Here is a 22,237-nt window from a genome sequence, read left to right on the forward strand (position 1 = left end):
TTAGCGGGCTTATGTGAGCGAGTTACTTGGGAGCCGGATCTGCCGGTGGTGCTGCGGTTTTCACAAAGTGGTTCTGCCACTCCGAATCGACATATTGCTTAATCAGTTTGGCATCAGTGATGCTGTCGCCTTTGACATGATCAAGAAAGTTTTCAATTACGGTCAGTGCAAACATGATTAATCCTAAAAATAAGTAGTTCGTGGGGCGGTGTATTGCGTAGCGCCATCGTTCTGCACCGACGTATTCAATTGTGTTTGCGTGATCTGCGCATCTACTTCAGTTTGCGTAGTCGCGTACTCAACCGCATACATGAAATCTCGCCGGTAAAGTTTGGCTTTTTGCAGGCCGTCAATCACGTTGCTGCTGCGATATATGAGCCGGGCGCCGTAACCATCTGGCAGCGTCAAGAACTCGGTATTTGCTAGGCTAATGTCGAGCGCAGAACCGATCACATCGCGTTGAGATGGAGTGTTAGCCCATACCGTCAACTGGAAAACGCGTTCTTGGCGCCGTATCTCGCGTATCGATGTTCCTGTGACGCCGACGCGAACAACTGTGATGTTTGCAGCGCCCGGCATCGTGATAACAGTGCCTGCTGATGTAGTACCAGGCACGCCAGCGGCAATCAAAACCGCCAAAGCTGTGGCGATTGACGTCAATGTGTCGCTGGACTGAACTGCGTAAACATATGGCTGGTGATTTACCATAGCCATGATGTTGTGCGCGGTGAAAGGCGAAGGCATCGCGCCACCGATAACCACCGTCTGCCCCGCAATCGTTGCAGTGACAGTCGCAGTATTCACGCTCTGCTGCACCCAATCTCTGGGATACCGGGTTTTGTTGCTCTCTGTTGCAGTTGGAAAAACGGTAATGTGGGCTTTACCAGCAATCAGATCAGCATCCAACCGCGAAGCTGTAGGCCATCCTGCGTAAACAACAATCGGGTTACCAGACACTGAGGCTTGCCCCGTGCCGTTGGGATACGCCGCATTTGCGATGACACCGACCAGCGTGTTCTGAACATCGATGATGTCACTCATGTTTGCGCCTGCATTGCGGTTAATCGCCACCCTGCATCGGTCAATTCAGCCGAGCTAATAACGTAGCGGCGTGAAAGTTCGTCAGTGATGATGTCGGCAGATCGCAGTACCACGCCTGAAAAACTAGGTAGCAAGATGGCCCACCACGGCGTACGAACATCGCCGGGCAATCCAATCTCCGTTTTTTCGCCCTTCGTGCCCTGCAAGACCGATGCTGGCCAGCCTTGCATCAATATTGTTTCGTTTGCATCCGTATCGCCGCCGTAACCAACTTGGCCGATACCGGTTTGCTGTTGTGGCCGCAAAATATTGATCGTCCGATTGCATTCGACCATCAGGATCGGCAGCGTCAACTGCATGGCGGCGACGAAGAATGTTCCTTGTGGGCCGATCAAGTAATCGCCTACATCGACTAACGTGCCATCAAATAACCCGAACCACGTCGGCTTGCCATACTTGTTTGGGCGGCCGTACTTCATGTCTTCAGCGTTGAAGCTGGCATTCAGTGTGGTAACGGTATTGCCTTGAGAGGAAATTGCACTTGATGCGCGGTAGACCGTATTGATTGGCCCAATGCGTAACGCGGCTTTGCCATAGCCCTTGTAAATGCGGCTTTGTAACGTTGTGCTATCCATTAGACGATCAGGCTGATGCTGCCACCAGATGAGGCCATGCCAGGACCAGGCGGAATACCGATGAACGCGCACAACTCGCGCCTTACTTGATTGAACAACCCAGTGCGGTCTGCGACTTCGCGCTTGTTATGCGTCCACACTGCCGCTTGATCAGTATCCAGATTCGCGCCTGCGCCAAAAATAGCAGTTTCTAGCGTGTATAAATTTGTCAGATAAGTGGTGCGGATTACGGCCTCTTCTTCGGGCGCGTAGTTGTTGAGTCTGAACTCAAGGGTTCCGTAATGAGCGCTGAAACGAGCGCCGAAGGCTTGCACTGGTACAGATCCATATCCTTGAAAACCGCAAAATCTGCGGATGTCCACTTTCTCCGAATTTGTGAATGTGCCCATGCTTAATACCAGGATGCGCCGAAAGCGATTACCTCGGCGATGACAACCGGGTCAGTGATGACGTCGCCCGCGATCAAATCACGATGGACGCCAGATGTTCCGATTTCATAAAATGCGCGCTCAGCCATGGTAATGCGGACTGGTAGCGACTCTGCCTCGACGGCTTGTGGTTTCTTAGCCATTAGACCACCGGGGCGTTGTGTAGCACCAGCAGTGCCAGCAGGCCAGCATCGCAATAGCGCGGTACATTCTTGATGAAATTGATCGTTTGCCCGTTCTGGACAATCGAAAAGGACTTCGTAGCAGTCTTGACGTTACCCGCGCCAAAGGTTGCGTTCATCTGCGCTGGCGTCAACTGTTGCGTAACACCACTTGCGACATAGGGCACAGTTTCAGTGAGATATGAGGTTCCGAGAGGCATAATTTTCCTTATACGACCGGAGCGCCAGCCGCCACTAATGCCGCTTGCAACGCTGCATCGACTGATTGCGGATCGCCGAACGTAAATTCGATTACTTCGCCGTTGTAGGCAAAGCTAAATGTTGCTGTCGGCGTAACGATGATGCCGCCAGCAGCCGCAGCTACCAGTGACGGATCAAGATTGACCGTAACGCCATTGATGATGCACGGGACTAAATCATCCGGATTGCCTGAACCTGCCATATTTCCTCCGTCAAACTATCGAATCAGCGCGGAGCTTGTGGCCCCGCGCTAAGCACTACCAGTTACGCGGTTTCGAGTACGATTGCGCGCTTGTAGTAGCTGTTGTTAGCCGTAGGAATGATCGTTGTGTTCGCAGTAAGGTCGGTCGGCACGCAAAAGCCGCCGATCCAGTACCACGACTGGGCGATAATTTGCGCCAAACGATCCAGTGGTTCGCGGGTGACCATTGCGATACCGTCGACCATCTGCATCAACGCATTCTCAGTGGCCACATCCGAATAACCAGTTGCGGCGAAATCGCCCTCGATCAACGCACCCTTGCCGCAAACAATTGGGCGCTTAACGTTGACCGCGCCGAGCGTTTGTTGATATGCCTCAGTGGTCGGAATGAATCGCAGATCCAGCAATTCAACTACGCGACCAGTACGGAATGCTTCGGATGCATTCGCTCCTTGGAACAGCAGCTTGAAGTCGGGATCAGTGAACAACTGCCGCGCTGACTTGTTATCCAGATAGCAGTTGTATAGGCCGTCAATGGTTGGCACGTTGTTGTTACGCAATTGCGCAACCGCATCCAAGCACAAGCCCATGGTCAGAAGATCAGTACCAACCAAACCGGCGGTAGTGCTACGACCGCCTGCGCGCAGAATGGAAGGTGCAACAGCCGATACGACAGCGTTAAGCGCGGTTCCATCAGCCACTGTGACGTTGCCCGAGAAATTCAGAACGCCCGAAACACCGTTTGGTGCCGTTGAGACATTGCTGCCGTCTGCAACAGCGGTTTGCAGTGTGTAGGAATTCGAACCGACCGTTACGGTCATCGGCGCGCCTGCGGACACTGGAACCAACACGCCATTGACGAACACGTTTTGGAATCCGCGAATATCGTCTACGGTCAACGCAGTGCCTGGCGCGCCTAATGTTGTGCGCACACGGGTATTTCCACCCAAATGCGCATTGAACAGGGTATTGCGGGCGATACGGTCCAGCGACTGACCAGCCTGAACGCCGTTGACGTTAGCGTTTTGTAAGAACTGCGAGGCCAAACCAACCCGTGACGTCACCATATTCAGATCGATGGTGTCGGCGTACATATTGAGCGCCAGCGAATATTGTTCGACTGTCCAGCCAGCAGGGGTAAGCCCATTGTCCAGATTGGTGTTTGTCGATGGCGTAAGTGGCGTGGTGACTGGTGCCTTCAGGCCGCGACGGGTCTTGGTGATCGTTTCACCAATGCCGATACTAAATTCTTCGCGATCAGCGATAGAGCGGAAGGCTGTAACGGACTGCAAAGCATCCTGAAACTCGCGTTCCAGCATGTTGGTTTGGATGATAGGCACCAGTGATGCCGGAAATGCTTGAATACCCATGGCGGATAGACTCCTAAATTTGAAAGAAAAGGGTTCATTTCTTCCGCCTCGGAGTCAGTCCGCGATACGGGTAAAACGGTGTTGCTACTTGCCGGCAAATGATTTCTTGTGCGCGGCGTATTCTTCTTTTGTCATCTTGCGAACATCAACAGTTTCCGGATCCTTCTTGTTCGGGGCTGTTTGTGTCTGCGTCGTGGTACTAGACGACTGAAACAGGTAAGGCTTCGATTCCTTGAGTGAGGCCATTAGCGCATCAGCGCCTTCGACATCGCCCGCGTCATTTAACTTGACTAGCGATAGATCGGCCAATTTCAAACCGTCCAGATCGATCATTCCAGCCTTGAGCGCTACAGTCTTCAGTTCGGCGCGAAGGATGCGATCATTGGCTACCTGCGTGGCTGCTGCTACCTTGGCATCTGCCTCGGTTCCCGCTTTTGCCAGTGCATCTGATGCGGCCTGATTTTCTGCCTCCAGTGCCTGAGCCTTCAACCGGTAGGTCTTGTTCTCGTTTCGCAACTCGCCCACGTATTCACGGGAGAAAGTTTCAGGCGAAGCGGGGGCATTTTTTGGCGGCCCCACAACGCCACCATCAGGATCATCAACGAACATCATCAAATTGCGCACCATCAGAAGGTGGAACAACTTAGAAATCTTAAGCATTCAACACCTCGATTTCTTGCGCTAATGTCTGTGCGTCCTGCCCTGCAGCTCCGGCCAAAACTTGTTCGTCATGCTGCTTCAGATTCAAATGAATCCCAAGCGACAGCATGCTATTTGCCTGCGCGTGATTGCATCCGTCAGCCACCATGCTGATGCTGCCGTTGTGGTGCTGGATAATCACAATCGCCGCTTGCCCTTTCAAATTCTGGCGAATTTTTACTGCGAGGGTACTAATCGTTTCTGTATCAGCCATCTGGCTCTCCAAAGTAAAAACCGCCATCAGGCGGTCGTGTGCTGCGGTTTGCCGGATCGACCGGCGGGATAGTTAAACCTTATACTGGTCAGCGTAAGACTCTGAAGCGCCATCCATCACGAATTGGACATATTCTTGATCAGTGCCTAGTGGTATGAAGCCATCGACCATGGCATTTGCAGCGTTATAGGCATTTCGTGCGGCGGTGATACCAGCTAGTTTGCGGGCGTCGGTGATTGATACGGTGAAGTCCATTTTAAATACTCACTGTAATAAAGTTAATTGACGTATCGGCGGTTGCATTTGCAGCCGAATTTATTGTGAAACTACCCGCTGCCGCAACAATGCTTTTTACATTGCAGGTTACGTCATTAGTGGCAAGACTGGCTGTGATTATGGAATTTGCGGTAATCACATTACTGGTTACGGTAATTGAATTTGTGCCCGCAGCCATGACCACGCGTCCTGCTGTTTTGTTGAGTGTGGCATTGCCCGGTACAGTTATGATCGATGCATCCAGATAGAATCGCTTCCATCCTAAATTTGTAAATCCAAGGTCTAAGCCTGCATTAGAAGATGGCGCTAATGCAGTCGTTCCTAAGACAAGTTTATTGGCACCGCCGACCCCCCAGGTATAACCGGCTACAGCCGCACAAACAAAGCTAACGGAACGAGCAACACCAGTTCCCGCATTTTGCGTTCCGATTGTGTATACATTGGCGATCCAAGCATTTACGCCATATTCATTATTGCTAGCATCGGTCCATGTATTAGATACCCGCAAACCTTGTGCCGTCGCGCCATTGCGTTGGTCAACAAAATTACTCTGCGATGTGAGAACTAGCGTTCCAGCAGAATTAACTATGCCGGTGGACGGGCTATTGGAGAATGAATAGCTTGGAGCGCTGGTTGTGCCATCGGCCTGCAACAGCGGGCCAGTCATACTATCGCCTGATTTATTAAACGATGCTGCCGTTGGTGCCCTCGGATCAATCGGCAATTCTGTGACAATCACAGGGCAGTTTTGCCCTCGCCCAACAGAAATTACCGACATTGCCGCCACACCTAAAGGCACTGGCAATGTAACCGATGATGCTGGATCGATTCTATGGTCTGCATCGACCGCTAACACGCCAGCTTGACCGAACGCAACAGCAATAAAACCTGCGCCTGCGTTGCTGATATTTATCGAAGTCAGGCCCGATGCAATAGGCTGCGATACTGCTAGCGCCCCAGCGACTAAATTATATGTTGCCATGTTATTCCTGTACCTTTACTTGGCTGGTGGCTGCGGTAGTCGCGGCTAGCAATTCGAGTTCTGTGGTGCGGTCCTGCCCGATGCGCACGATCTCTGCGGCGGGATCTTCAATGTCGTATTCAGGTGCAATTGTCTTAACTGCTGTTTCCTGACTGATAACACCGGCATTCTTCAGGGTGTTCAGCGTAGTTGCTTCGCTTTGACGATCAGATGCGGTCGCTGCATACCACGCAGGCCAACGTAACGCGAGAGTCTTGTCTTTCGCTAGCTTCCCGGCTTTACTTCCGTCCTTAAACGTCAGCGAGATCTTTTCCGATGCGGTCACGACCATGGTCAGCAGCGATAACAGCGCACCTTCGCCGTAGCTAATGCGCAACTTGTCGGCCAGCCAAATAAGCGACTGATTCAACATCTCCTGCGCTCTGCCCGACTGCGCCGCACTGATCTTGTCCGCATTGGCGCGGTTGCCGTGCGCAGACTCCAGCGCAAGCTCGCGGACCATGCGCACATAGTCCATTAGCGCTTGCGTAGCAGTGCCGTTGATTTCGAGCATCTTGGCATCGCCATCTGGGCCGACGGTAATCGCATTGCCAGCACCGCGAATCATTGAGCCATCACTACCAGTAGCAGGCTCCTTGATAAGCAGCGTAGGATCAGCCGAGTACTTCAACCCGCGCCCACCCTGCGAAAGCAGGTAATCGATTTCGATATTGGCATCAATGGCCTCGGGCGGATACGTACATGCACCATCGATCTTGTCGCCGCCGGGCAGATTACGCACCCAGACCACCGGCACGAATCCGAGCGGGTGAGTAACAGTTCTGCCTGTATCGACTGACGGCGCTTTCGCTTCCGTAATTTTCTGAGGGACAAACCACGTTTCCGCGCTTGCATCCCATATGCGCTGAAACCAATAATCAGTTTGCAGGTCATCGCCATTGATTGGATAGCCAGCGGCGGCCAACGTCTTACCTTTGACCTTGTAGCGCTCCGTGACCATCAGCAGCTTGTCTGGTGCCTTCGGGTTCCATGTTGGCGTCAGGTACTCGGTTTCCATTACTTCAAAGAAAACGCGCCCCTCAATCACACGGAACATGACCGCCACGCTGCCAACACTGCCACGCGTTGCCGCATCAATCATCACTTCATTCAAAGCTGATTCTTTGATGACCTGTACCAGCGCATCCTTAGTCGCCTCATCCTCACAATCAACGCCGGGGAAATGCCCTTCCGAGAACAGCATCGATACTGAGTCATCGACTACAAGGCGGCACAACGCATACCGAACCGATGGACGGCGGTCACGCAGCGGCACGTATTCCCCGGCGTCCGACTTTTCAGTGTGGAATGGGTGCGGTAACTCGTCATACAGCGTGCCGTCAATCACGCGCCGCAATGCCGATAGACGGAATGCACGTAGCGGCAAGTCATCGTCTTTCGGGTAGGCAGATTGAAGCGTTTTAAATGGCACGTTATCGACTCATATGTGTGGTTTGCACCCGTTTTGCGGGTAAGTATGCAAATTTCGTGTAAATGTAATAGCCAGTCGCGTCAGGCAAGTGATCCATGCCCATCTCTTTATCAGGCTGATTCGTGCTTTTCTTGTTTTTGTCTTGCTTGTAGCAAAGCTGCTCGTAGCATTTGATCGACTCGGTACAGCTCGGGTCAACGAACAGCGTGCGCTTGCCGGTAGCATCTTGAATCTTTGCATTCACCAGGTTAATTCGGTCGCGCACCAGTGGGTGGGACTCCATCGCGATCACCTTGAAGCCGTGGCCGCGCAGGATGCTGATGTCGGTTTTGCCCTGAGCGCTAGTTCTGCGTTGCGCGCCAGCCGGATCCGGGTACACAGTGATGTGATCAAGATTCGGCTTGGTTGGATCAAATCCGACTTTCCCGTAGCGCAATGCGATTTCGTCCGCCATCTCATCGGTGTTGCTGGTCATGATCGTGATTTCACCGACCTGCCAGATTTCACCGTCCAGACGCTCTTGGAAGATCGTGGCGCTCATCGGATTGATGTTGAAGTCCATTCCGATGTGTATCGGGAGCTTCGCATCGTATGGGCACGCCTTGACGCTGGTGCGTCGGTCAAAGCCGTAATGCACGCGGCCTGAATAGTTCTCGAAGCTGCCTTGATACTCTTGCCGAAACGTGCGCGGATCCAGCTTACGCATCGCTGCGTCAATCTCCGTCTGCGGTACATTGCCACCATCAAGAGTCGTGTATAGCCAACTCTTGTGGTCCGGCTCACCACCTGGTTGACCATCGCAATACGTGGTGTAGCAGTGGTTAAAACCCTTTGGCGTACCAATGCGCAAGGCATGGCCGCCAACATACTGAACGCCGTCAATCGTGTATTTGCAGGTCGAGAGCATCGGGCGCAAAACTTCGTCCCATGCCTCGTATGGACAATCAGCCCATTCATCGACCAACGCAAAGAACAGCCCAGATCCGCGCAGATTGTCGTAACTGTCCAGCCCGACAATACGGATGATGTGCCCTGTTTTTAGCAGGATGTAGCATTCTGATTCGTTCGGCCTACCATCCATCCATGATCGCGGGATGGAGCGCTTTAATCTGCGCCAGAAAACGCGCTTGGCTTGTTTAAATGTGGGTGCTGCATACCAAATCTCGTCATCAGGCGAAACATTCCAGCGAGCCGCCAACTTGGCAGCCCGGCGCATTTCCTTCGCGCCTAAAAATGTCTTGCCGAACCGGCGTCCGCATACAGCATCACGAAACCGGGCTTTCGGCTGCCAGCCCCATGCGTAAATATTGGCCTGCTTCCGGGTAAGCTGGATCGCATCAGAGGATTGGTTCATCTGGGATCGGCTCGTCCGGCGAAATAAATGTGTCTTCTCTAGTTAGACTGTCGTCTTCATTGCCTTGACCTTTGGCTGCGCGAATTTGAACGCGGGCAACTTCTAGTTTCCGGATCAGATCGAGCGTGCGGATAATGAGATCGGCATAGTTCGGTGCGGCGGCTTTCAATTCGCGCTTGTCATACGGCACGCCTTGCATGTCCTCGCCCTGCTTACGGATGACTTCAAGCGCACCATCAACCATTTCCAACAAACTAACGTTGTCAGATGCCTTCACATAGCGGAATAACTTAACCTTCGCCAGCCTGATTTCGTCATCAATACTGCCAATCTCAGCGCGCGCATAAAGATCGCGCTCAGCATCGTCCAGCAAAGCATCAGAGTAAAAGCCATGTTTGATGGCGCTCTGATTGCCCTTTGCCGAAGGATTTCCGGTACTCAAACCGCCGTGCAACCTGCAGCGCGACTTTCCTTTTAACGGGGCTTTTTTACACTCCCCGCCACTGCGAGTCTTCGCCCCACATGTATCTGCCATGTGAGTCTTCCATAGGGTTCGTTTTTTAAATTTCCTTGGCCCGCGCCGATTGGAAACCGCCGAAGCGGGAAAGGATCAGCTTTTGTTCGTCCTCGGTGCGGTCGTTACACGCCACTAGGGCCGCGCTGGCGTGACGCAATTACGATTCTCGATGAGCGTTGATTCTCTTGCCATTGATCTTGGCGCGTACTGCCTTCATGCACCACGCCGTTACTTTGGCTTCATCTGGTTCGCGACCAGTAATAGCGCACATGGCGAGTACGCCGTACATGTAAGGCTTGAACCACCAAGCGATACTTACTTCAACCTTGATCTTGATCGAGACTTCCATGACTAATACGGCCAGTTGCGCGATACCTTCGGCGCTTTGGTTGGCTTACTCATGCCTCTACCGAACATAATCAACATCATGGTCATTAAGTGCATGGCAAGCCCTTAAATAAAAATGCCCTGAACTCAATCAAGAGTCAGGGCGAAGCGCGGTAGCGGCGCAGAAGATACTGTAGTTATCGATTGGATCACCTCCTTTCGACATTTAGTAATCGTTAATCAGGCGCCGCAGTGAAATCAACGTAGTATTTCTCGCCGACCTTGAACTGGCCGAACAGTGCTGGATTAGCGATGTTGATGGAAAGGTTTGCGCCTGGGGAGAACTTCGCGAACGTATTGTCCTCATCACTACCATCCTCCGGATACTTTGAAGCGGCAACAGCGTGCATAGTCAGGGTTTCTTGTGACTTGCTCTTTTCAGGACCCCAGAAGTGCTCCTGAATGAAACCTACCTGCATTTTTGCGCGCATCTTACTCATTGTATTTCTCCTTTGGGGTGTTCCGCGCAAGCAGTCGCAGCACTGTGCGCTCTTAGCCAGCCTCGCCGGCACTCTCTCGGAACAAAGCAAAAAGCCCCACCGTTGAAGGCGAGGCTTTGAATAGTTGCCGGTTACAGCGTCCGGCGACATTAAGCTTTATGTCTGTAGGTTGCTCCATGCTCGGCGTATCTTGCTGGCTTCTTCGTCGCGGCCTAGGCTATGTCCGCTCGCCAGCTGTTGGCATGTCTTGTTGCTTCCGTGGTTTATAGGCTAATTGACCCGATTAAGACCTCGCCAGTGTCAAGCTACTCGCTGCCTTATGGCCCCATCCGCGATAAGCCCGGCCTTCAGATGTAAAGATGGTTGCAAAGGCTGGATTTGAACCAACGACCTCCAGGTTATGAGCCTGGCGAGATGACCACTTCTCTACTCTGCGATTGAAACTTAAATGCAAAAAGCCTCACCGATTAAGGCAAGGCTTTGAATCACTCAGACATATCTTGTAAGTAGCAAAACGCTTCAGACAGTTATTCAGACTATCTAATAAGTGCCTATTTTAGGGCAAAGTGTCGCGGTCAAAATGAATTATTATGTCGCGTTTTTTTGCAACACTAATCTGCATCCACTAAATCGCATTCTGCCATTGCATGGTGCGCCGCCTTTAGGCTGCCACGCATTGAATACGCTTTTTTTGCAAATGCATTTGCGCGTCGATAAAAGGTTGAGCGATCAATCTCAAGATTTGCGGCAGCTCGCTTAATGCTGTCTGGCTGCTCGATGTAAGTTATTTTGAAACATGCGAACCCGTTGGCATGCTTCGGCATATCCGCCATCGCATGGATCGCCATATTAAAAAATTGCATGTCCGGATCATTGCGTGCGTTAGGCGGAGCGCCGGTTTTACTGGGCAACATGCGGGCCAGAATGTTTTGCGCGCCGGGCTGTAGATAAAATCGCCGAGTGTAGCACCAGTTTACCCATGCCTCGCAATATGCGTTCAATTCTTTATCGGTCATCGTAACTTCCCCTGTTCAACGTAATTTTTACACTTCTGCCCGTACTGCTTGCCTTTGCCGCAAAACTTTTTATCCCAGGCGACTTTGATGTGGATGCAACCCTTGCATGTGACACTCTCACGCTCAAGCAGTATCAAAAGAGGATCGCGGTAATCGCCGCGATTCGTCATTCCGGCCGCTCCATATGCAACGACTGAATAGCCCTAGAATCGGCAATGCGCGCCCTCACCGCGTCCCACGCTGCCCCGTGCTGCGCATAAACCTTTGTCGTGTACTGCGTCTGAACCATATTGCTAAGCGCCGATTTTTCGGCTGCCGTCCGGATGAAATAAACTTTGTTGCGACCTACTACTGCCATTTCAATCGCATCTGATTGTGCCAACTCCATCAGCATCATGCGCATATCTGCCGATGGAACGCGAAACGTTGCGGCAATATCGCTGCATGTGTAGCGAACTCCATTGCTCTCGCGCATATGGGCAATGACGCCTGAGGGCGAATAACTATGTTTATTTTTGATGGGCATTATTCCCCTCCTTGGTTTGGTTTCGAACTTCTACCTACCCACTTAACCCGCGCAAGAACGATCTTTTCTTCCGCTCTTTCGTATTTGCTGCAATTCCTCTCAAACATCAAACTTTCAAACACACCCGACAATTTTTGCGTCTTGCATGGCGCCATGCCGACCTTGGTGTGCTGGGCGCTGGCTTTCATGTCGATGTGAGCGCAGTGAAGGCATTTCATGTGGCCAACCCAAGCGCCTCTTTTGCTAATCGAATTTGAATCATGGATAGCGATTTATCCTTACTCTTTTCGCGCTGGGTGATGATCTTTGCCCATGCCAAATGGTCAACTCCGCTTCGTGGTGTTTTGACGACATCAGATGCCTTGTATTCCTGCATCAACTGCCCCGCCTTTTCCCTGGAAAGCATCGTCTTGCCGATGTCCGACAGTGCAAGTTTGGGTTGCGGAATGGCCTCCCACTCGCCCTTGTCCATCTGTTCGCTAAGCGCCCTCTCCCATCGCGTTTTGATCTGCGAAAATGGTAGACTTCCCAAATCGAAGGAAAGTGGCACAGAGGCCCAGTAAATGGCTGGGTGTGACCACACCCCCGGATCACCCTTTGCGCGAGCCTGTACCCCCGCTACGGCTTCGTAGTAAGCCACCATCGAATCAACCGAGGGCTTGCAAAGCTTGATGTACTGCGGAAGTGATGGCGGCCACTCTTGCGCCATCAGCGCCGAAAATCCACGCCGCAACTCATCGTTGGTCAATTTCCCCATCTCAGCAGCCCAGAGCGCCTTAACCATTGCCGGGTCAGTGTCGCGCCACATGTCCAGAAATTTATTGCCGTACATGCCCTGCATCCGAGCAAACAGGCTCTCAACCCAAGTAATCGGCGCTGCGTTAGTTGATGTCGATAATGTCGTGACGTTGCTCATTTTGTTTTCGTCCAGTCAATTGTTCGGATGCCTCACGGCGGCTGCGGTCTTTGGCTGATTCGTAGGTTTGGGGCGATCCCCGCGGCTGGTTACTCAGCTTGGCCCAGTCGTCGCTTATCGCGTTTTGTAAGGCTGCATCCCAGTTGGCATAGACGTATCCATTCGCCCTGACCTTGACGATGAACGAATCGAAATGGCGATCAAGGTTTTGAACTCCGTTTTTGTTGGCCCAAGCGATTACAGCATCGGAAACCTTGAAGTCCTCAGGCAAAGGAATTTTTGGCGACTTGCGCGATTTCTTCGGCGAAGCCGGAATAGCCGCTTGCGGCGTATTTGCTTTTATTGGTTCTTGGTTATTGGTTATTGGTTCTGGTTCTGGTTGGTTGAACGGAGTTACCAACGAATTTTCAACAGAATCCAACGGCTGTTGAACGGCTGCTGAACTGTCGTTGAGTTCTGCGATGCGTTTTAGCCTTTCTAGCTCGCGTTTTGCAGCACTTGCCTTGCCAGCAGATGATTTCGCAGTAATGTTTGCGCGGAACGCAAGAATTTCTTCTTCGCACCGATTGTGATGCCAGCCCTGTACTGTTTTCGTAAAGAACTCGTTCAACACCTGTTCAACAGCCGTTGACTCTTCGTTGGATTTAGCAAGCAGTTTTCTGCACAGCGCGTTGAAATCTATTGGCAGAGGAATCTCTGTGTCGTAATACATATCCAGCATATCGCGGTAAATGCTGCGCTCGATACGCGTTAAGTGCCGCGTAGCATTATTGAAATCGCCAATATGATGAGGATAAAAATTCATGGGACCAATTCCTTCAACTTGTTCTTGTATTTAGCCTTGATCGCAGTCAGATCATCGATAGACCATTTACGAAATGCGTTGTCGGCCTCTAACTCCTCGACTGCAGCAATACCGATTCTTGCGATTAGCCCGATACGGTAATCGACGGCATTGCCGGCTAGATAGCGGTTATCCTGTTTTGACTGGCCATGTACGTTGCGCTCATCAAATCGCAGATGTGGTGCGCTTCCAATGCTTCTGTAATGACCGGCATCAAATCCGCCACCAGCTGCTTGTGACGGCAATGGGCGACCGCTTGAAATGCACAGTTGATTAATGTCGCGCTGACGAATGAATGCATTGAAAGCGGCTTGCGCCTCTGCCATCCATTTAGCGCGCGGTTTAATCGCCAGTTTGCGTGCGGCAGTGATCTTGCGATCTGCCTTGGCGGCCTTCAATCGATTATTCGCAACTGCACATGGAGGCGAACAGACAACGTGCGCCATCGTGCGTTTAACAAATGATGTTTTGCAGATGGCACACTTACGGGTCTTTGGTTTTGCTACCAATGTCGACCCACCAGACCTGGGCTTGGCAGTGCGCAATACGCCAGATATGGCTTTTGGCTTAAATGTTGAACGAATCATGCAAGCACCGTCATGGCTGATTCAATAAAAGTTTTTGCCGCTTCAGCATTGATAGCGTTTCCGTAGGCGCGCAGTCGTCCCACTCTTGAGGCAGCCCCATGAGCCAGCGGGAATGTGCTGGGTTCAACTGGCCGCCACTTTCCATCCCGGCATCCAAGCCAGTCAACATCTCGCCAGTAACCGTTCGTCGGGCCGGGCCGCTCCATTCGGGTGATGTTGTCACTCCCGATCCCACTAAGTTCGCCCCGCAAAGCGCCGCCGTTTTCCTGCCCCCATCCGTGCTGGCTGACGCGTTGTACCCCTTCTGTGCTGGCGTTCCGGCCATTGGCGTCGGCCATCCCGCTAAGTTGACTATTCCGTTCAGTGTCACCTGTGATTTTGTTCCGTCCAATCTCCGCCCCGATGGACTGCAATGCGTCATCGTTTGGCCGCCGTCCCCGTTGGCTTTCGATGGCGTCGGCCAACCGGCTAGCGCCACGATCTGATTCAACGGCTTGCCCGTATCCCAGGGTCTCGCGTCTTTTACTCCCCTCGATGAATCGGTTACCGTGCATGTCGGCCAGCCCGCCAGATACGCTTGCCTGGGCAATTGATCGACGCGATCCCGGCCGTCTCGCTGCGCTGTCATCCCCGGCGTATCTTTCCAATCCCGTACCGTTGGAGTGATCCAGCCCGAAATACTTGCTTGCCCCGCCAACGTTTGCAGCCCTCTTTCTGTTTCTGGCTGATTGTTGACGTTGCATGTTGGCGTGGGCCACCCAATAGTTCCTGTCTCTGATGTGCGGGGCACCGATGCCCGCAGACGGAAACGGGACCGCCCCGAAGGCGTAACCCAAGGCTTCCATGTCAGTGTGTACAAGGTCGACCCAAGCGTCTGCATCTTTACTCGCAACTTGCTCTCCAAAGACGATTGGAGGATCGCACTCGCTGATGAGGTGGTTCCAAGCAGGCCAAAGGTGCCGCTCGTCAGCAAATCCAATTCCTTTACCTGCCGCGCTGAAAGGCTGGCACGGACAACTACCTGTCCAGACTGGTCGCGAATCTGCCCATCCTGCGCGACGTAAAGCATGGGACCAAACTCCAATTCCAGCGAAAAAGTGGCATTGGATGTATCCGCGTAGGTCGTCTGGTCTAACATCTTCAATACTCCGTTCATCTACGTCACCGGGCGCAATGTGACCAGCTGCAATTAGGTTGCGCAGCCATTTGGCTGCATAAGGGTCAATTTCGTTGTAGTAGGCGGTCATGCGAAACCATCCAAGATGCTTGCCATCATCCGGCCCGCTTCTTCGGCGTCCAGATGCTTCCAGAGATATGGCGCCGCATGCTGTCCGTGGAGAAATCCAAGCATGGCGGTATGGAGGTCGCGCATTTCGCCTTCTTCCAACTTTGCGTAACTGATTGATTTAGGCAGCGGAACAATGCCGCCCTTCGCGCCCGGCACCCACGTGACATGACCTGCGCCGATCTTTATCCAGTTACGGAACTGCTCGAAATCATTGAAGCGCTCTTGACCGTTGAATACGGCTTGCTCCATCGCCATGTGAAACCGGTGATACGGTCCGCTGCGCGGCATGCGCGTGCCGATCTCTGCAATTTCGCCGTCTTCCAACGAAAACAGTTCGCGCAAAAACCGGCACCAGCTTTTATGATTCTTTTCATCGATACCGCGAACACCCTTTTCCAATGCTTTGGTAGCGGCCTCGCGCTCGGCCGACGATAACTCGACACTGCGATCACGCATGATCATGGCTTGGGTCATACCAGCACCATTTGTTGCGGTAGCTTGCGATGAGCGAATACCGATACGCCAGAGTGCGGGCAAGCGCGGCGATCAGCTAAACGCTCGACTTGCATCAAGGCGCGCAATTCGAATAACCGGGCGCTGATGATGTTCGGTGTCAGGTCGGTCATGTGGCTAAGTTCTTGCCCGGTGTAGGCGCAACCAAGGCGCATCTTGGATAGAATTAAAAGGTGCTGGCGAGCCTTATCGGACTGCACGCGACCGTGGAAGCATTCGATTGCGCTGATCTGCTGATCGATTTTCATAATGTCACCCTTGAGCCTGTGCCGATGCTGATTTAATCAGAGCGAGAATTGCTGGCAATTGCTTTGCCAACTCACCCATAGCGCGACGTTGTTTAGCCTCATCATCAGAAAGATATTTCTCTACTAAGTAATAGATAGGCGTCACATCGCCCGTCGCTACCAGATACTTTTCCAGATCCTCAACTGACATACGGCGTGGATCATCAAGGCTTCCCGACAGCTTCCGCGACAAATCGGACTGACTCATATCCATGTCGGCCGCAATGGTCTTGAGCGGGTTGCGGTGGGTGTATGCGCCCTGACGGATGCAATCCAGCACACCAGTGAACCGCTCGGTTAAGCCGGGCTGAAAATCAAGGGTCATTTGGGTACTGGCGGCTATCGACATGATTGTTTCCTGTAGTTTCCGGTACAAAAACCGGCAAAATAAAACCGTCGAATCTCGACGGCGCGAATTTAATGAGCGGCTAGAACAATGCAAATAATCGATACGACCGCTGCAAAGGCTAAAGCTGTGGATTGGGGCAAATTCATGGTTTGGATTTTTTCTTGTCTTCAGCCACGAAATAAGCATGCAGCGCATCCAGGGTGCTACTACGCGGGTCCTTGGTTTCCCGATAGGCAATTTTGTAGATCGTCTTTTCAGGGACGCCTGATTTCTCTGCGATCTCCCCCCATTGTTTTGGCATGGCGGCGCGCAGGTGGCGGACTACAAAATCGAGTCTGGTTTCATGGTGTGAGGTCATGAAATGAGAATAACCCATTTATGGGATATTAACAACCCACATACGGGATTTTATTTGCGGCAAAGTAACGCTATGAAAAATAGAAAATTAATCAACGTACTTGCCACGAATTTAACGCGTCTGATGGAAGGCAGTCAGGGGCTGAGAACGATTGACCAACTATCGAAGAAATCCGGCGTTGGTCGGGGTACCGTTGACCGCGTAAAGAAGGGTGAAGTATCGACAACGCTAGATAAGGTTGAGGCGATTGCTGACGCGTTTGGGGTTAGCGCGGCCTCCCTCCTCTCTACGTATGCCGAAAATTTAGGCCAAACAGAAAAATCTAAGCTAGGCTATGTGCGGTTTCCGCTTGTCGATGCACCTCATGGAATGGGTGGAAACCTAGCTCCTGCCGACAATCCAGAAATCCTGCAATACGTAGAGGTCAACGAAGATTGGGCGCGCGGCACATTGCACGCTAATTTTTCGCAGATAAAAATTGTTCCAGGAATTGGTGATTCAATGTCTGGGACCATTGAGGATGGAAGTGTTGTTTTCGTTGACACTGGGACGCGTCATTTTGCGGGTGATGGACTCTATGCAATTGTCTGGCAAGGTAGGTTGCAAATAAAGCGGTTACAAGCCAAGCATGACGAGAAAAGACTAAAGATCATTTCCGACAACAAGCTATACGATGCCGATTGGGCTACGGATGATTTAATTATCTCTGGGCGAGTTTTGGCGGCATGGAATTTTAAGCGGTTTTAATTAAGGCGCAACGGCACGCTGATTTGTCGATAGGGAGCTAATAATAATGAAAAAAGGATTTGCAATACTGTTTTTATTGGCCGTCCTTGGTTGTTCCAAGGAAGAGTCCTCGGATAAGTTCGTACCCGAGAAAGAAATTTCATCTAAAGAACCGGAGAAGCCAGTTACGCCCACGCACTATTACTCTATCGAGGAGGATGGGGAGTATGGCTATGAGCGCGCAATAAGTGAAAACGATCAAAAAAATGGCGTTAGAACAAATGCCGTTATGATGGCAAGGTATCTCGGAGAGAAAGATGGTGTCTTTAGTGTCCAGCTCGGTGCTGGACAATCGAGAAATGTGCATTCATGCAAAACTCCATGCGACTTTGTAAAATCAAAGCAGTATTACGGAGGGCAACTCATAAATACGGAAACTTTAAGAAATGCGGAAGGGTCGGTTATTTGGGCAATCATGCAAGATGCTCAAAGAGGGCAGCTGGTTCGTTATTCTGCAAGTCGGCATAACAATCAATAAGCAACAATAGAATCATCCAAACCGCTTCGGCGGTTTTTTTTCGTCCATAGTTCGCTTATTCAAAATCAATATGACTTTTGCATTTCTATATGCAAATTGAATCTAATTAACATCAATTATAAATCCCATATTTGGGTTGTTTAAATCCCATATACGGGATATTATTACTCCATCGAACAAGCAAACACACGGAGCAGAAGATGACAACGACCACCACGCAAGCATCGGAAGAAATCAAAGGGTTCTCCATCCCTGATCTGATCGCCGCTAAACGGGCCGCTGCTGCCGAAGAGATGTTTAAGACTAACCACTTCGAGCGCCATGGCGTGGAACTGAAAATGAGCAATCCAGACATTGACAAAGCGCTGACCCATTACAGCGAACAACTGCGCCTAGTACGCAACCAAAAAGATTCAATCCGACTTGATTGGCTCGAAGCAAATTTATTGACAATCCCGCGCAAGGTTCATTTCGTCAACGTATGTGGTGACGTCCAGTTCTACTCGCTTGAAAACGTGTTGATCGGCAATGGCGCGGATCTGCGCCGGGCAGTTGACTCGTCCATAGCCAAAACAGTTTTACCAAAAACCGCAGCCACGGGTAGGCCACCTATCGGCTGAAAGGACGCGACGGTGGTTATCGGTTTTCCACCTGATTTTGTGCCAAGCCAAGGCATCTGTGTATCAAGATTTTTTGAATCGGAGCTTGTTATGAACTTGGAAGAATTGATGTTGATCGCAGAGCCAATCCCGTTTAGTGGGTGCTTTGTTTTGACGATGAAGGGCGATAAGCACGGATACGTTCGATTCAGAGAAAACAAAAAAGAGATCTACGCGCATCGACTTTCCTACAGATTGAGCAAGGGTGAAATCCCAAAGGGCTTCAGTATTTGCCATCACTGCGATACGCCTTCGTGCATAAACCCAAATCACCTTTTTGCTGGTACGCATAAGCAAAATATGCACGACATGGCGAAGAAGGGGCGCGGTGGGTATCCGCCGGGGATTGGGTCTTTGTTGATCGGCGAGCGGCATGGGATGGCGAGATTAAAAGAATCTGACATCAACCCAATTCGCAAGTCCGCATTGACTAATACAGAACTAGCAAAGGAATACAAGGTTAATAGACAAACCATCAGGGACGTTAGGCAGTTCATTACTTGGAAGCATGTCCCAATGTATTGATTTTTGAGCCTCTTTTGTATCTCTCGCAATCTGCCAAGAGTCAAAAAATGAGGTCACGCCGGGATTAGAAGACCGGCACCAATTCAACCAAGGAGTGGCGAATGAACATCGTACTAACTAAAGAGCAGACCTTCACCGTGCGTGCTGGCGTGAATGCGATCCACGGCTTGCGCGTGGTTGGCGAATGGGAGGGTCTAACCAAATTGGAAGCGCCATCAGGCGACCATTTGATTATTGTCGCTGACGGCGGGCAACTGGTCAAGGGCTCCGATGCCCTGCTTCACAATCTTCGTCATGGCCTCAGTCATGACCGCTTCATTACTGTGCCGGAAACAGAGCTTCCTAATGGCCTCGTCGTTCCATCGTTTCAAGTCGGGCAGTATGTATCGACTAAGGGTGACGACGGTAAGTTGTCCATCCTTGCCGATGCTACCCCGTGGGTTTGCATCAACTACAGCGACGCAAAGAGCGCATGTGAAACCACTGGCTACAAGCTCATCACCGAAACCCAATGGCTGGCAATTGCGTTCAATGCCTCGCAACAAGATGCGAACTGGACCGGCGGCAAAGTCGGCGAAGGAAAACTGTTTCAAGGCATCCGTAAGGGCAACGTCAACAGCGCGCAGCCCGGAAACTACACGCCGACCAATTCAGATGAACAGCGTTGGCTCACTCTTTCGAACGGCGAGCGCATCTGTGATCTTAGCGGAAATGTATGGCAGTGGGTGTTTGACGATGTGCAAGGTAACGAACAAGGGCTGATCGCAAAAGCATTTGCAAGCGACTCCCCATCGATCACTGCCGTCCCCTATCCATCGGAGAAAAAGGGCATGGGCTATCGACCTAAAGCCGATGCTGATTGGTCTGGCAATGCGCTCATCCGGGGCGGCTACTGGGGCTCGGTCGACTATGCTGGCGCGTTCGATCTCGACTGCGGCTGGCCCGGCTACGGCGGCGATTACGTCGGTTTCCGTTGCACCAAATAGCTCGGGTCTCTGATCTCTGGTTTGTGGTCACTGCGTTAGCGGTGGCCGCTTCGAATAACGCAGCCAATCTAAAAAGTCTGACATGAGCATTTTACAAAACGTCGTCGGTTCGCTGGCAGTAATCCTCGCTATCGGTGCGTTGGGAGCTATCGGGGCTAGTGCCGCTGATTTTTTAGCGCCATCGCCAGCAGAAGTCGAGTCCGATATTCAGGCGCAGCGGGCCAACATTTGTAACGCAGAGGGTTGGCCCGATGGAGCGCGAGTTGCGTATGAGAAGGCTTGCAAGATGGATTTTGACGCGAGGAAGAAATGAGCAAAATGGGAAGGCATGTTTTTGTATTGCAAGAAAATGAAGACAAAAATCAACCAGAGCTAAGAGGAAATGAAGATGAGTATTTCAACGGTGATATTGGGCGAATCGGGGTCGGGAAAGACGGCCAGCCTGCGCAATCTAAATCCAGCGGACACGCTGTTAATCCAGGTGGTGAAGAAGCCGCTGCCATTCCGGGCTAAGGGCTGGTCTTACTTCAACACCGAAAGCAACAAGACCGGCAACATATTTGTGTCTGACGACTGGATCGTAATGTCAGCGATCATGCGCAAGACCAAGCGCAAAGTAATCATCATTGACGACTTCCAATATGTTCTGGCAAATGAGTTCATGCGCCGAAGTGATGAGCGCGGCTATGACAAGTTCACTGAAATTGCAAAACATGCTTGGGAGCTATTCAACGCTGCTAACACGCTTGCAGATGACGTTCGAGTATATCTGCTGAGCCATACACAAACTAATGATCAGGGCGACATCAAGCTGAAAACAATCGGCAAGATGCTAGACGAAAAGATTACGCCAGAGGGATTATTTACTATCGTCTTGCGCACTATTGTCACTGATAAAGACTACTTTTTCAGCACCAGAAACAACGGGCACGATACGGTGAAATCACCAATCGGCCTATTCGATTCGGAGCGCGTCCCGAATGATCTTTCTGTAATCGACGCGCGAATTTCCCAATATTACGAACTTACCGGAGTAACAGAATGAGCGAATATAACCTTGACCCGAGCGCGGCAAAGCAGGCTGATACAGGCGGCGGAAGAATTACGCAAAGTGGAAAGTACATAGGCATTTTCACAAAAGCAAAAAAGGTACTTAGCCAAAAAGGAACAAAAGGGATTGAATTTACTTTTGCCTCTAATGGTGGACAAACAGCAGACTATTTAAGTGTATGGACGCTCAACAGGGACGGTGAGCAAATTTATGGATACAAGCAGTTGATGGCAATGATGACATGCCTGCGCGTCAAGGGGATTGATGCAACGCCAGCTACTATCGAGGAATACGACAGCGCAACATCCAGCATGCAATCTCACAATGTCGAGGTATTCCTTTCCTTGCAAAACAAGCCTATAGGTGTCCTTTTGCAAATGGAAGAATATGCAAAGAAGGACGGATCGGTAGCGGAAAAGGCATCGTTTGCAGGGTTCTTTGATGCAGAATCTGAGCAGGTTGCTACTGAGATACTTGAAAAAAATGATCCAACTATTCTTCAAAAATTGGTAGGCCAACTAACTACGATGCGCAAGCTGAAAACATCGGCGCGTCCGGTGCAGGGCTATCAAGGCGGTACCGGCGCGCCAGATAACTTTGATGATTCTGTCCCATTCTAATTAACACGGA

At 51.3% G+C, this 22,237-nt stretch carries 35 protein-coding genes and 1 tRNA gene; 8 read left to right on the plus strand and 28 right to left on the minus strand.

What is annotated here, in order from left to right; genetic code table 11:
• Positions 1-22 precede the first annotated feature (22 nt).
• From C7W93_RS24595 to C7W93_RS24420, 28 genes are all read right to left on the minus strand, one after another.
• The gene (locus C7W93_RS24595) at positions 23-175 is read right to left on the minus strand and encodes a hypothetical protein (protein ID WP_161539894.1); all 153 of its coding nucleotides are present in this window, start codon (positions 173-175) and stop codon (positions 23-25) included.
• Between the two features lie 8 nt (positions 176-183).
• Positions 184-1,041, minus strand: coding sequence for a hypothetical protein (locus C7W93_RS06990; RefSeq protein WP_108439369.1), 858 nt, complete (start codon positions 1,039-1,041; stop codon positions 184-186).
• Complete coding sequence (locus C7W93_RS06995) at positions 1,038-1,676, minus strand: hypothetical protein (protein ID WP_108439370.1); 639 nt, start codon at positions 1,674-1,676, stop codon at positions 1,038-1,040. Before C7W93_RS06995 ends, C7W93_RS06990 begins: the two co-directional genes overlap by 4 nt.
• Positions 1,676-2,065 (minus strand): hypothetical protein, encoded by a 390-nt coding sequence (locus tag C7W93_RS07000; RefSeq protein WP_108439371.1) that lies wholly within the window; start codon positions 2,063-2,065, stop codon positions 1,676-1,678. The genes C7W93_RS06995 and C7W93_RS07000 overlap by 1 nt, the downstream gene beginning before the upstream one ends.
• A 2-nt stretch (positions 2,066-2,067) precedes the next feature.
• Complete coding sequence (locus tag C7W93_RS07005) at positions 2,068-2,247, minus strand: hypothetical protein (RefSeq protein WP_108439372.1); 180 nt, start codon at positions 2,245-2,247, stop codon at positions 2,068-2,070.
• Positions 2,247-2,486 (minus strand): hypothetical protein, encoded by a 240-nt coding sequence (locus C7W93_RS07010; RefSeq protein ID WP_108439373.1) that lies wholly within the window; start codon positions 2,484-2,486, stop codon positions 2,247-2,249. Before C7W93_RS07010 ends, C7W93_RS07005 begins: the two co-directional genes overlap by 1 nt.
• 8 nt (positions 2,487-2,494) lie before the next feature.
• Positions 2,495-2,728, minus strand: a complete 234-nt coding sequence (locus tag C7W93_RS07015) for a hypothetical protein (protein ID WP_108439374.1) — start codon at positions 2,726-2,728, stop codon at positions 2,495-2,497.
• A 62-nt stretch (positions 2,729-2,790) separates the two neighbouring features.
• The gene (locus tag C7W93_RS07020; protein ID WP_108439375.1) at positions 2,791-4,098 is read right to left on the minus strand and encodes a DUF4043 domain-containing protein; all 1,308 of its coding nucleotides are present in this window, start codon (positions 4,096-4,098) and stop codon (positions 2,791-2,793) included.
• A gap of 84 nt (positions 4,099-4,182) precedes the next feature.
• Positions 4,183-4,758 carry a hypothetical protein gene (locus tag C7W93_RS07025; protein ID WP_108439376.1) on the minus strand — a complete coding sequence of 192 codons (576 nt, stop codon included), beginning with the start codon at positions 4,756-4,758 and terminating at the stop codon, positions 4,183-4,185.
• The gene (locus C7W93_RS07030) at positions 4,751-5,011 is read right to left on the minus strand and encodes a hypothetical protein (protein WP_108439377.1); all 261 of its coding nucleotides are present in this window, start codon (positions 5,009-5,011) and stop codon (positions 4,751-4,753) included. The genes C7W93_RS07025 and C7W93_RS07030 overlap by 8 nt, the downstream gene beginning before the upstream one ends.
• Before the next feature lie 72 nt (positions 5,012-5,083).
• On the minus strand, positions 5,084-5,266 hold the full coding sequence (locus tag C7W93_RS07035; protein ID WP_108439378.1) for a hypothetical protein: 183 nt from the start codon (positions 5,264-5,266) through the stop codon (positions 5,084-5,086).
• Between the two features lies 1 nt (position 5,267).
• The gene (locus C7W93_RS07040) at positions 5,268-6,065 is read right to left on the minus strand and encodes a hypothetical protein (RefSeq protein WP_146177528.1); all 798 of its coding nucleotides are present in this window, start codon (positions 6,063-6,065) and stop codon (positions 5,268-5,270) included.
• Positions 6,066-6,270: 205 nt separating this feature from the next.
• Positions 6,271-7,740 (minus strand): phage portal protein, encoded by a 1,470-nt coding sequence (locus C7W93_RS07045; RefSeq protein WP_108439380.1) that lies wholly within the window; start codon positions 7,738-7,740, stop codon positions 6,271-6,273.
• A gap of 1 nt (position 7,741) precedes the next feature.
• Positions 7,742-9,094, minus strand: a complete 1,353-nt coding sequence (locus C7W93_RS07050; RefSeq protein ID WP_108439381.1) for a terminase — start codon at positions 9,092-9,094, stop codon at positions 7,742-7,744.
• Positions 9,078-9,629: an HGGxSTG domain-containing protein gene (locus tag C7W93_RS07055; RefSeq protein WP_146177529.1), complete on the minus strand. Its 552-nt coding sequence runs from the start codon at positions 9,627-9,629 to the stop codon at positions 9,078-9,080. The genes C7W93_RS07050 and C7W93_RS07055 overlap by 17 nt, the downstream gene beginning before the upstream one ends.
• Positions 9,630-9,768: 139 nt before the next feature.
• On the minus strand, positions 9,769-9,960 hold the full coding sequence (locus tag C7W93_RS07060) for a hypothetical protein (RefSeq protein WP_108439383.1): 192 nt from the start codon (positions 9,958-9,960) through the stop codon (positions 9,769-9,771).
• A gap of 214 nt (positions 9,961-10,174) precedes the next feature.
• Positions 10,175-10,438 (minus strand): hypothetical protein, encoded by a 264-nt coding sequence (locus C7W93_RS07065; RefSeq protein WP_225869767.1) that lies wholly within the window; start codon positions 10,436-10,438, stop codon positions 10,175-10,177.
• Between the two features lie 360 nt (positions 10,439-10,798).
• Positions 10,799-10,874, minus strand: a tRNA-Met gene (locus C7W93_RS07070).
• A 175-nt stretch (positions 10,875-11,049) separates the two neighbouring features.
• Entirely contained in the window at positions 11,050-11,454 is a 405-nt protein-coding gene (locus C7W93_RS07075) for a hypothetical protein (RefSeq protein WP_108439384.1), read from the minus strand.
• A 166-nt stretch (positions 11,455-11,620) separates the two neighbouring features.
• Positions 11,621-11,980: a hypothetical protein gene (locus tag C7W93_RS07080; RefSeq protein WP_108439385.1), complete on the minus strand. Its 360-nt coding sequence runs from the start codon at positions 11,978-11,980 to the stop codon at positions 11,621-11,623.
• A 214-nt stretch (positions 11,981-12,194) separates the two neighbouring features.
• Positions 12,195-12,896 carry a hypothetical protein gene (locus C7W93_RS07090; protein WP_146177530.1) on the minus strand — a complete coding sequence of 234 codons (702 nt, stop codon included), beginning with the start codon at positions 12,894-12,896 and terminating at the stop codon, positions 12,195-12,197.
• On the minus strand, positions 12,862-13,701 hold the full coding sequence (locus C7W93_RS07095) for a YdaU family protein (RefSeq protein ID WP_108439388.1): 840 nt from the start codon (positions 13,699-13,701) through the stop codon (positions 12,862-12,864). The genes C7W93_RS07090 and C7W93_RS07095 overlap by 35 nt, the downstream gene beginning before the upstream one ends.
• Positions 13,698-14,327 carry a recombination protein NinG gene (locus C7W93_RS07100; RefSeq protein WP_108439389.1) on the minus strand — a complete coding sequence of 210 codons (630 nt, stop codon included), beginning with the start codon at positions 14,325-14,327 and terminating at the stop codon, positions 13,698-13,700. The genes C7W93_RS07095 and C7W93_RS07100 overlap by 4 nt, the downstream gene beginning before the upstream one ends.
• Positions 14,324-15,574, minus strand: coding sequence for a DNA cytosine methyltransferase (locus C7W93_RS07105; protein ID WP_108439390.1), 1,251 nt, complete (start codon positions 15,572-15,574; stop codon positions 14,324-14,326). The genes C7W93_RS07100 and C7W93_RS07105 overlap by 4 nt, the downstream gene beginning before the upstream one ends.
• A complete protein-coding gene (locus C7W93_RS07110; protein WP_108439391.1) occupies positions 15,571-16,089 on the minus strand; it encodes a DUF1367 family protein in 519 nt (172 codons plus the stop codon). Before C7W93_RS07110 ends, C7W93_RS07105 begins: the two co-directional genes overlap by 4 nt.
• Positions 16,086-16,376: a hypothetical protein gene (locus C7W93_RS07115; RefSeq protein WP_108439392.1), complete on the minus strand. Its 291-nt coding sequence runs from the start codon at positions 16,374-16,376 to the stop codon at positions 16,086-16,088. Before C7W93_RS07115 ends, C7W93_RS07110 begins: the two co-directional genes overlap by 4 nt.
• 4 nt (positions 16,377-16,380) lie before the next feature.
• On the minus strand, positions 16,381-16,764 hold the full coding sequence (locus C7W93_RS07120; protein ID WP_108439393.1) for a hypothetical protein: 384 nt from the start codon (positions 16,762-16,764) through the stop codon (positions 16,381-16,383).
• 142 nt (positions 16,765-16,906) lie between these two features.
• Positions 16,907-17,122, minus strand: a complete 216-nt coding sequence (locus C7W93_RS24420; RefSeq protein ID WP_146177531.1) for a hypothetical protein — start codon at positions 17,120-17,122, stop codon at positions 16,907-16,909.
• Positions 17,123-17,125: 3 nt separating this feature from the next.
• On the opposite strand from C7W93_RS24420, the gene C7W93_RS07125 reads away from it, so the two are divergent.
• From C7W93_RS07125 to C7W93_RS07160, 8 genes are all read left to right on the plus strand, one after another.
• A complete protein-coding gene (locus C7W93_RS07125; protein WP_108439394.1) occupies positions 17,126-17,869 on the plus strand; it encodes a S24 family peptidase in 744 nt (247 codons plus the stop codon).
• 46 nt (positions 17,870-17,915) lie between these two features.
• Positions 17,916-18,386 (plus strand): hypothetical protein, encoded by a 471-nt coding sequence (locus tag C7W93_RS07130; protein ID WP_108439395.1) that lies wholly within the window; start codon positions 17,916-17,918, stop codon positions 18,384-18,386.
• 200 nt (positions 18,387-18,586) lie between these two features.
• Entirely contained in the window at positions 18,587-19,006 is a 420-nt protein-coding gene (locus tag C7W93_RS07135) for a hypothetical protein (protein ID WP_108439396.1), read from the plus strand.
• 90 nt (positions 19,007-19,096) lie between these two features.
• Positions 19,097-19,570 (plus strand): HNH endonuclease signature motif containing protein, encoded by a 474-nt coding sequence (locus C7W93_RS07140; protein ID WP_108439397.1) that lies wholly within the window; start codon positions 19,097-19,099, stop codon positions 19,568-19,570.
• Positions 19,571-19,671: 101 nt separating this feature from the next.
• Positions 19,672-20,556 (plus strand): SUMF1/EgtB/PvdO family nonheme iron enzyme, encoded by an 885-nt coding sequence (locus C7W93_RS07145; RefSeq protein ID WP_108439398.1) that lies wholly within the window; start codon positions 19,672-19,674, stop codon positions 20,554-20,556.
• Positions 20,557-20,638: 82 nt separating this feature from the next.
• Positions 20,639-20,869 carry a hypothetical protein gene (locus C7W93_RS07150; RefSeq protein WP_108439399.1) on the plus strand — a complete coding sequence of 77 codons (231 nt, stop codon included), beginning with the start codon at positions 20,639-20,641 and terminating at the stop codon, positions 20,867-20,869.
• 75 nt (positions 20,870-20,944) lie between these two features.
• A complete protein-coding gene (locus C7W93_RS07155) occupies positions 20,945-21,601 on the plus strand; it encodes an AAA family ATPase (protein ID WP_108439400.1) in 657 nt (218 codons plus the stop codon).
• Complete coding sequence (locus C7W93_RS07160; RefSeq protein ID WP_108439401.1) at positions 21,598-22,227, plus strand: hypothetical protein; 630 nt, start codon at positions 21,598-21,600, stop codon at positions 22,225-22,227. The genes C7W93_RS07155 and C7W93_RS07160 overlap by 4 nt, the downstream gene beginning before the upstream one ends.
• The last annotated feature ends 10 nt before the right edge of the window (positions 22,228-22,237 follow it).

Origin of the sequence: Glaciimonas sp. PCH181 (assembly GCF_003056055.1) — a bacterium.
Taxonomy (GTDB): Bacteria; Pseudomonadota; Gammaproteobacteria; order Burkholderiales; family Burkholderiaceae_D; genus Glaciimonas.

Coding starts and splice junctions, on each gene's coding strand:
- C7W93_RS24595 (WP_161539894.1), bottom strand. CDS start 175: ATGTTTGCACTGACCGTAATTGAAAACTTTCTTGATCATGTCAAAGGC.
- C7W93_RS06990 (WP_108439369.1), bottom strand. CDS start 1,041: ATGAGTGACATCATCGATGTTCAGAACACGCTGGTCGGTGTCATCGCA.
- C7W93_RS06995 (WP_108439370.1), bottom strand. CDS start 1,676: ATGGATAGCACAACGTTACAAAGCCGCATTTACAAGGGCTATGGCAAA.
- C7W93_RS07000 (WP_108439371.1), bottom strand. CDS start 2,065: ATGGGCACATTCACAAATTCGGAGAAAGTGGACATCCGCAGATTTTGC.
- C7W93_RS07005 (WP_108439372.1), bottom strand. CDS start 2,247: ATGGCTAAGAAACCACAAGCCGTCGAGGCAGAGTCGCTACCAGTCCGC.
- C7W93_RS07010 (WP_108439373.1), bottom strand. CDS start 2,486: ATGCCTCTCGGAACCTCATATCTCACTGAAACTGTGCCCTATGTCGCA.
- C7W93_RS07015 (WP_108439374.1), bottom strand. CDS start 2,728: ATGGCAGGTTCAGGCAATCCGGATGATTTAGTCCCGTGCATCATCAAT.
- C7W93_RS07020 (WP_108439375.1), bottom strand. CDS start 4,098: ATGGGTATTCAAGCATTTCCGGCATCACTGGTGCCTATCATCCAAACC.
- C7W93_RS07025 (WP_108439376.1), bottom strand. CDS start 4,758: ATGCTTAAGATTTCTAAGTTGTTCCACCTTCTGATGGTGCGCAATTTG.
- C7W93_RS07030 (WP_108439377.1), bottom strand. CDS start 5,011: ATGGCTGATACAGAAACGATTAGTACCCTCGCAGTAAAAATTCGCCAG.
- C7W93_RS07035 (WP_108439378.1), bottom strand. CDS start 5,266: ATGGACTTCACCGTATCAATCACCGACGCCCGCAAACTAGCTGGTATC.
- C7W93_RS07040 (WP_146177528.1), bottom strand. CDS start 6,065: ATGTCGGTAATTTCTGTTGGGCGAGGGCAAAACTGCCCTGTGATTGTC.
- C7W93_RS07050 (WP_108439381.1), bottom strand. CDS start 9,094: ATGAACCAATCCTCTGATGCGATCCAGCTTACCCGGAAGCAGGCCAAT.
- C7W93_RS07055 (WP_146177529.1), bottom strand. CDS start 9,629: ATGGCAGATACATGTGGGGCGAAGACTCGCAGTGGCGGGGAGTGTAAA.
- C7W93_RS07060 (WP_108439383.1), bottom strand. CDS start 9,960: ATGGAAGTCTCGATCAAGATCAAGGTTGAAGTAAGTATCGCTTGGTGG.
- C7W93_RS07065 (WP_225869767.1), bottom strand. CDS start 10,438: ATGAGTAAGATGCGCGCAAAAATGCAGGTAGGTTTCATTCAGGAGCAC.
- C7W93_RS07075 (WP_108439384.1), bottom strand. CDS start 11,454: ATGACCGATAAAGAATTGAACGCATATTGCGAGGCATGGGTAAACTGG.
- C7W93_RS07080 (WP_108439385.1), bottom strand. CDS start 11,980: ATGCCCATCAAAAATAAACATAGTTATTCGCCCTCAGGCGTCATTGCC.
- C7W93_RS07090 (WP_146177530.1), bottom strand. CDS start 12,896: ATGAGCAACGTCACGACATTATCGACATCAACTAACGCAGCGCCGATT.
- C7W93_RS07095 (WP_108439388.1), bottom strand. CDS start 13,701: ATGAATTTTTATCCTCATCATATTGGCGATTTCAATAATGCTACGCGG.
- C7W93_RS07100 (WP_108439389.1), bottom strand. CDS start 14,327: ATGATTCGTTCAACATTTAAGCCAAAAGCCATATCTGGCGTATTGCGC.
- C7W93_RS07105 (WP_108439390.1), bottom strand. CDS start 15,574: ATGACCGCCTACTACAACGAAATTGACCCTTATGCAGCCAAATGGCTG.
- C7W93_RS07110 (WP_108439391.1), bottom strand. CDS start 16,089: ATGACCCAAGCCATGATCATGCGTGATCGCAGTGTCGAGTTATCGTCG.
- C7W93_RS07115 (WP_108439392.1), bottom strand. CDS start 16,376: ATGAAAATCGATCAGCAGATCAGCGCAATCGAATGCTTCCACGGTCGC.
- C7W93_RS07120 (WP_108439393.1), bottom strand. CDS start 16,764: ATGTCGATAGCCGCCAGTACCCAAATGACCCTTGATTTTCAGCCCGGC.
- C7W93_RS24420 (WP_146177531.1), bottom strand. CDS start 17,122: ATGACCTCACACCATGAAACCAGACTCGATTTTGTAGTCCGCCACCTG.
- C7W93_RS07125 (WP_108439394.1), top strand. CDS start 17,126: ATGAGAATAACCCATTTATGGGATATTAACAACCCACATACGGGATTT.
- C7W93_RS07130 (WP_108439395.1), top strand. CDS start 17,916: ATGAAAAAAGGATTTGCAATACTGTTTTTATTGGCCGTCCTTGGTTGT.
- C7W93_RS07135 (WP_108439396.1), top strand. CDS start 18,587: ATGACAACGACCACCACGCAAGCATCGGAAGAAATCAAAGGGTTCTCC.
- C7W93_RS07140 (WP_108439397.1), top strand. CDS start 19,097: ATGAACTTGGAAGAATTGATGTTGATCGCAGAGCCAATCCCGTTTAGT.
- C7W93_RS07145 (WP_108439398.1), top strand. CDS start 19,672: ATGAACATCGTACTAACTAAAGAGCAGACCTTCACCGTGCGTGCTGGC.
- C7W93_RS07150 (WP_108439399.1), top strand. CDS start 20,639: ATGAGCATTTTACAAAACGTCGTCGGTTCGCTGGCAGTAATCCTCGCT.
- C7W93_RS07155 (WP_108439400.1), top strand. CDS start 20,945: ATGAGTATTTCAACGGTGATATTGGGCGAATCGGGGTCGGGAAAGACG.
- C7W93_RS07160 (WP_108439401.1), top strand. CDS start 21,598: ATGAGCGAATATAACCTTGACCCGAGCGCGGCAAAGCAGGCTGATACA.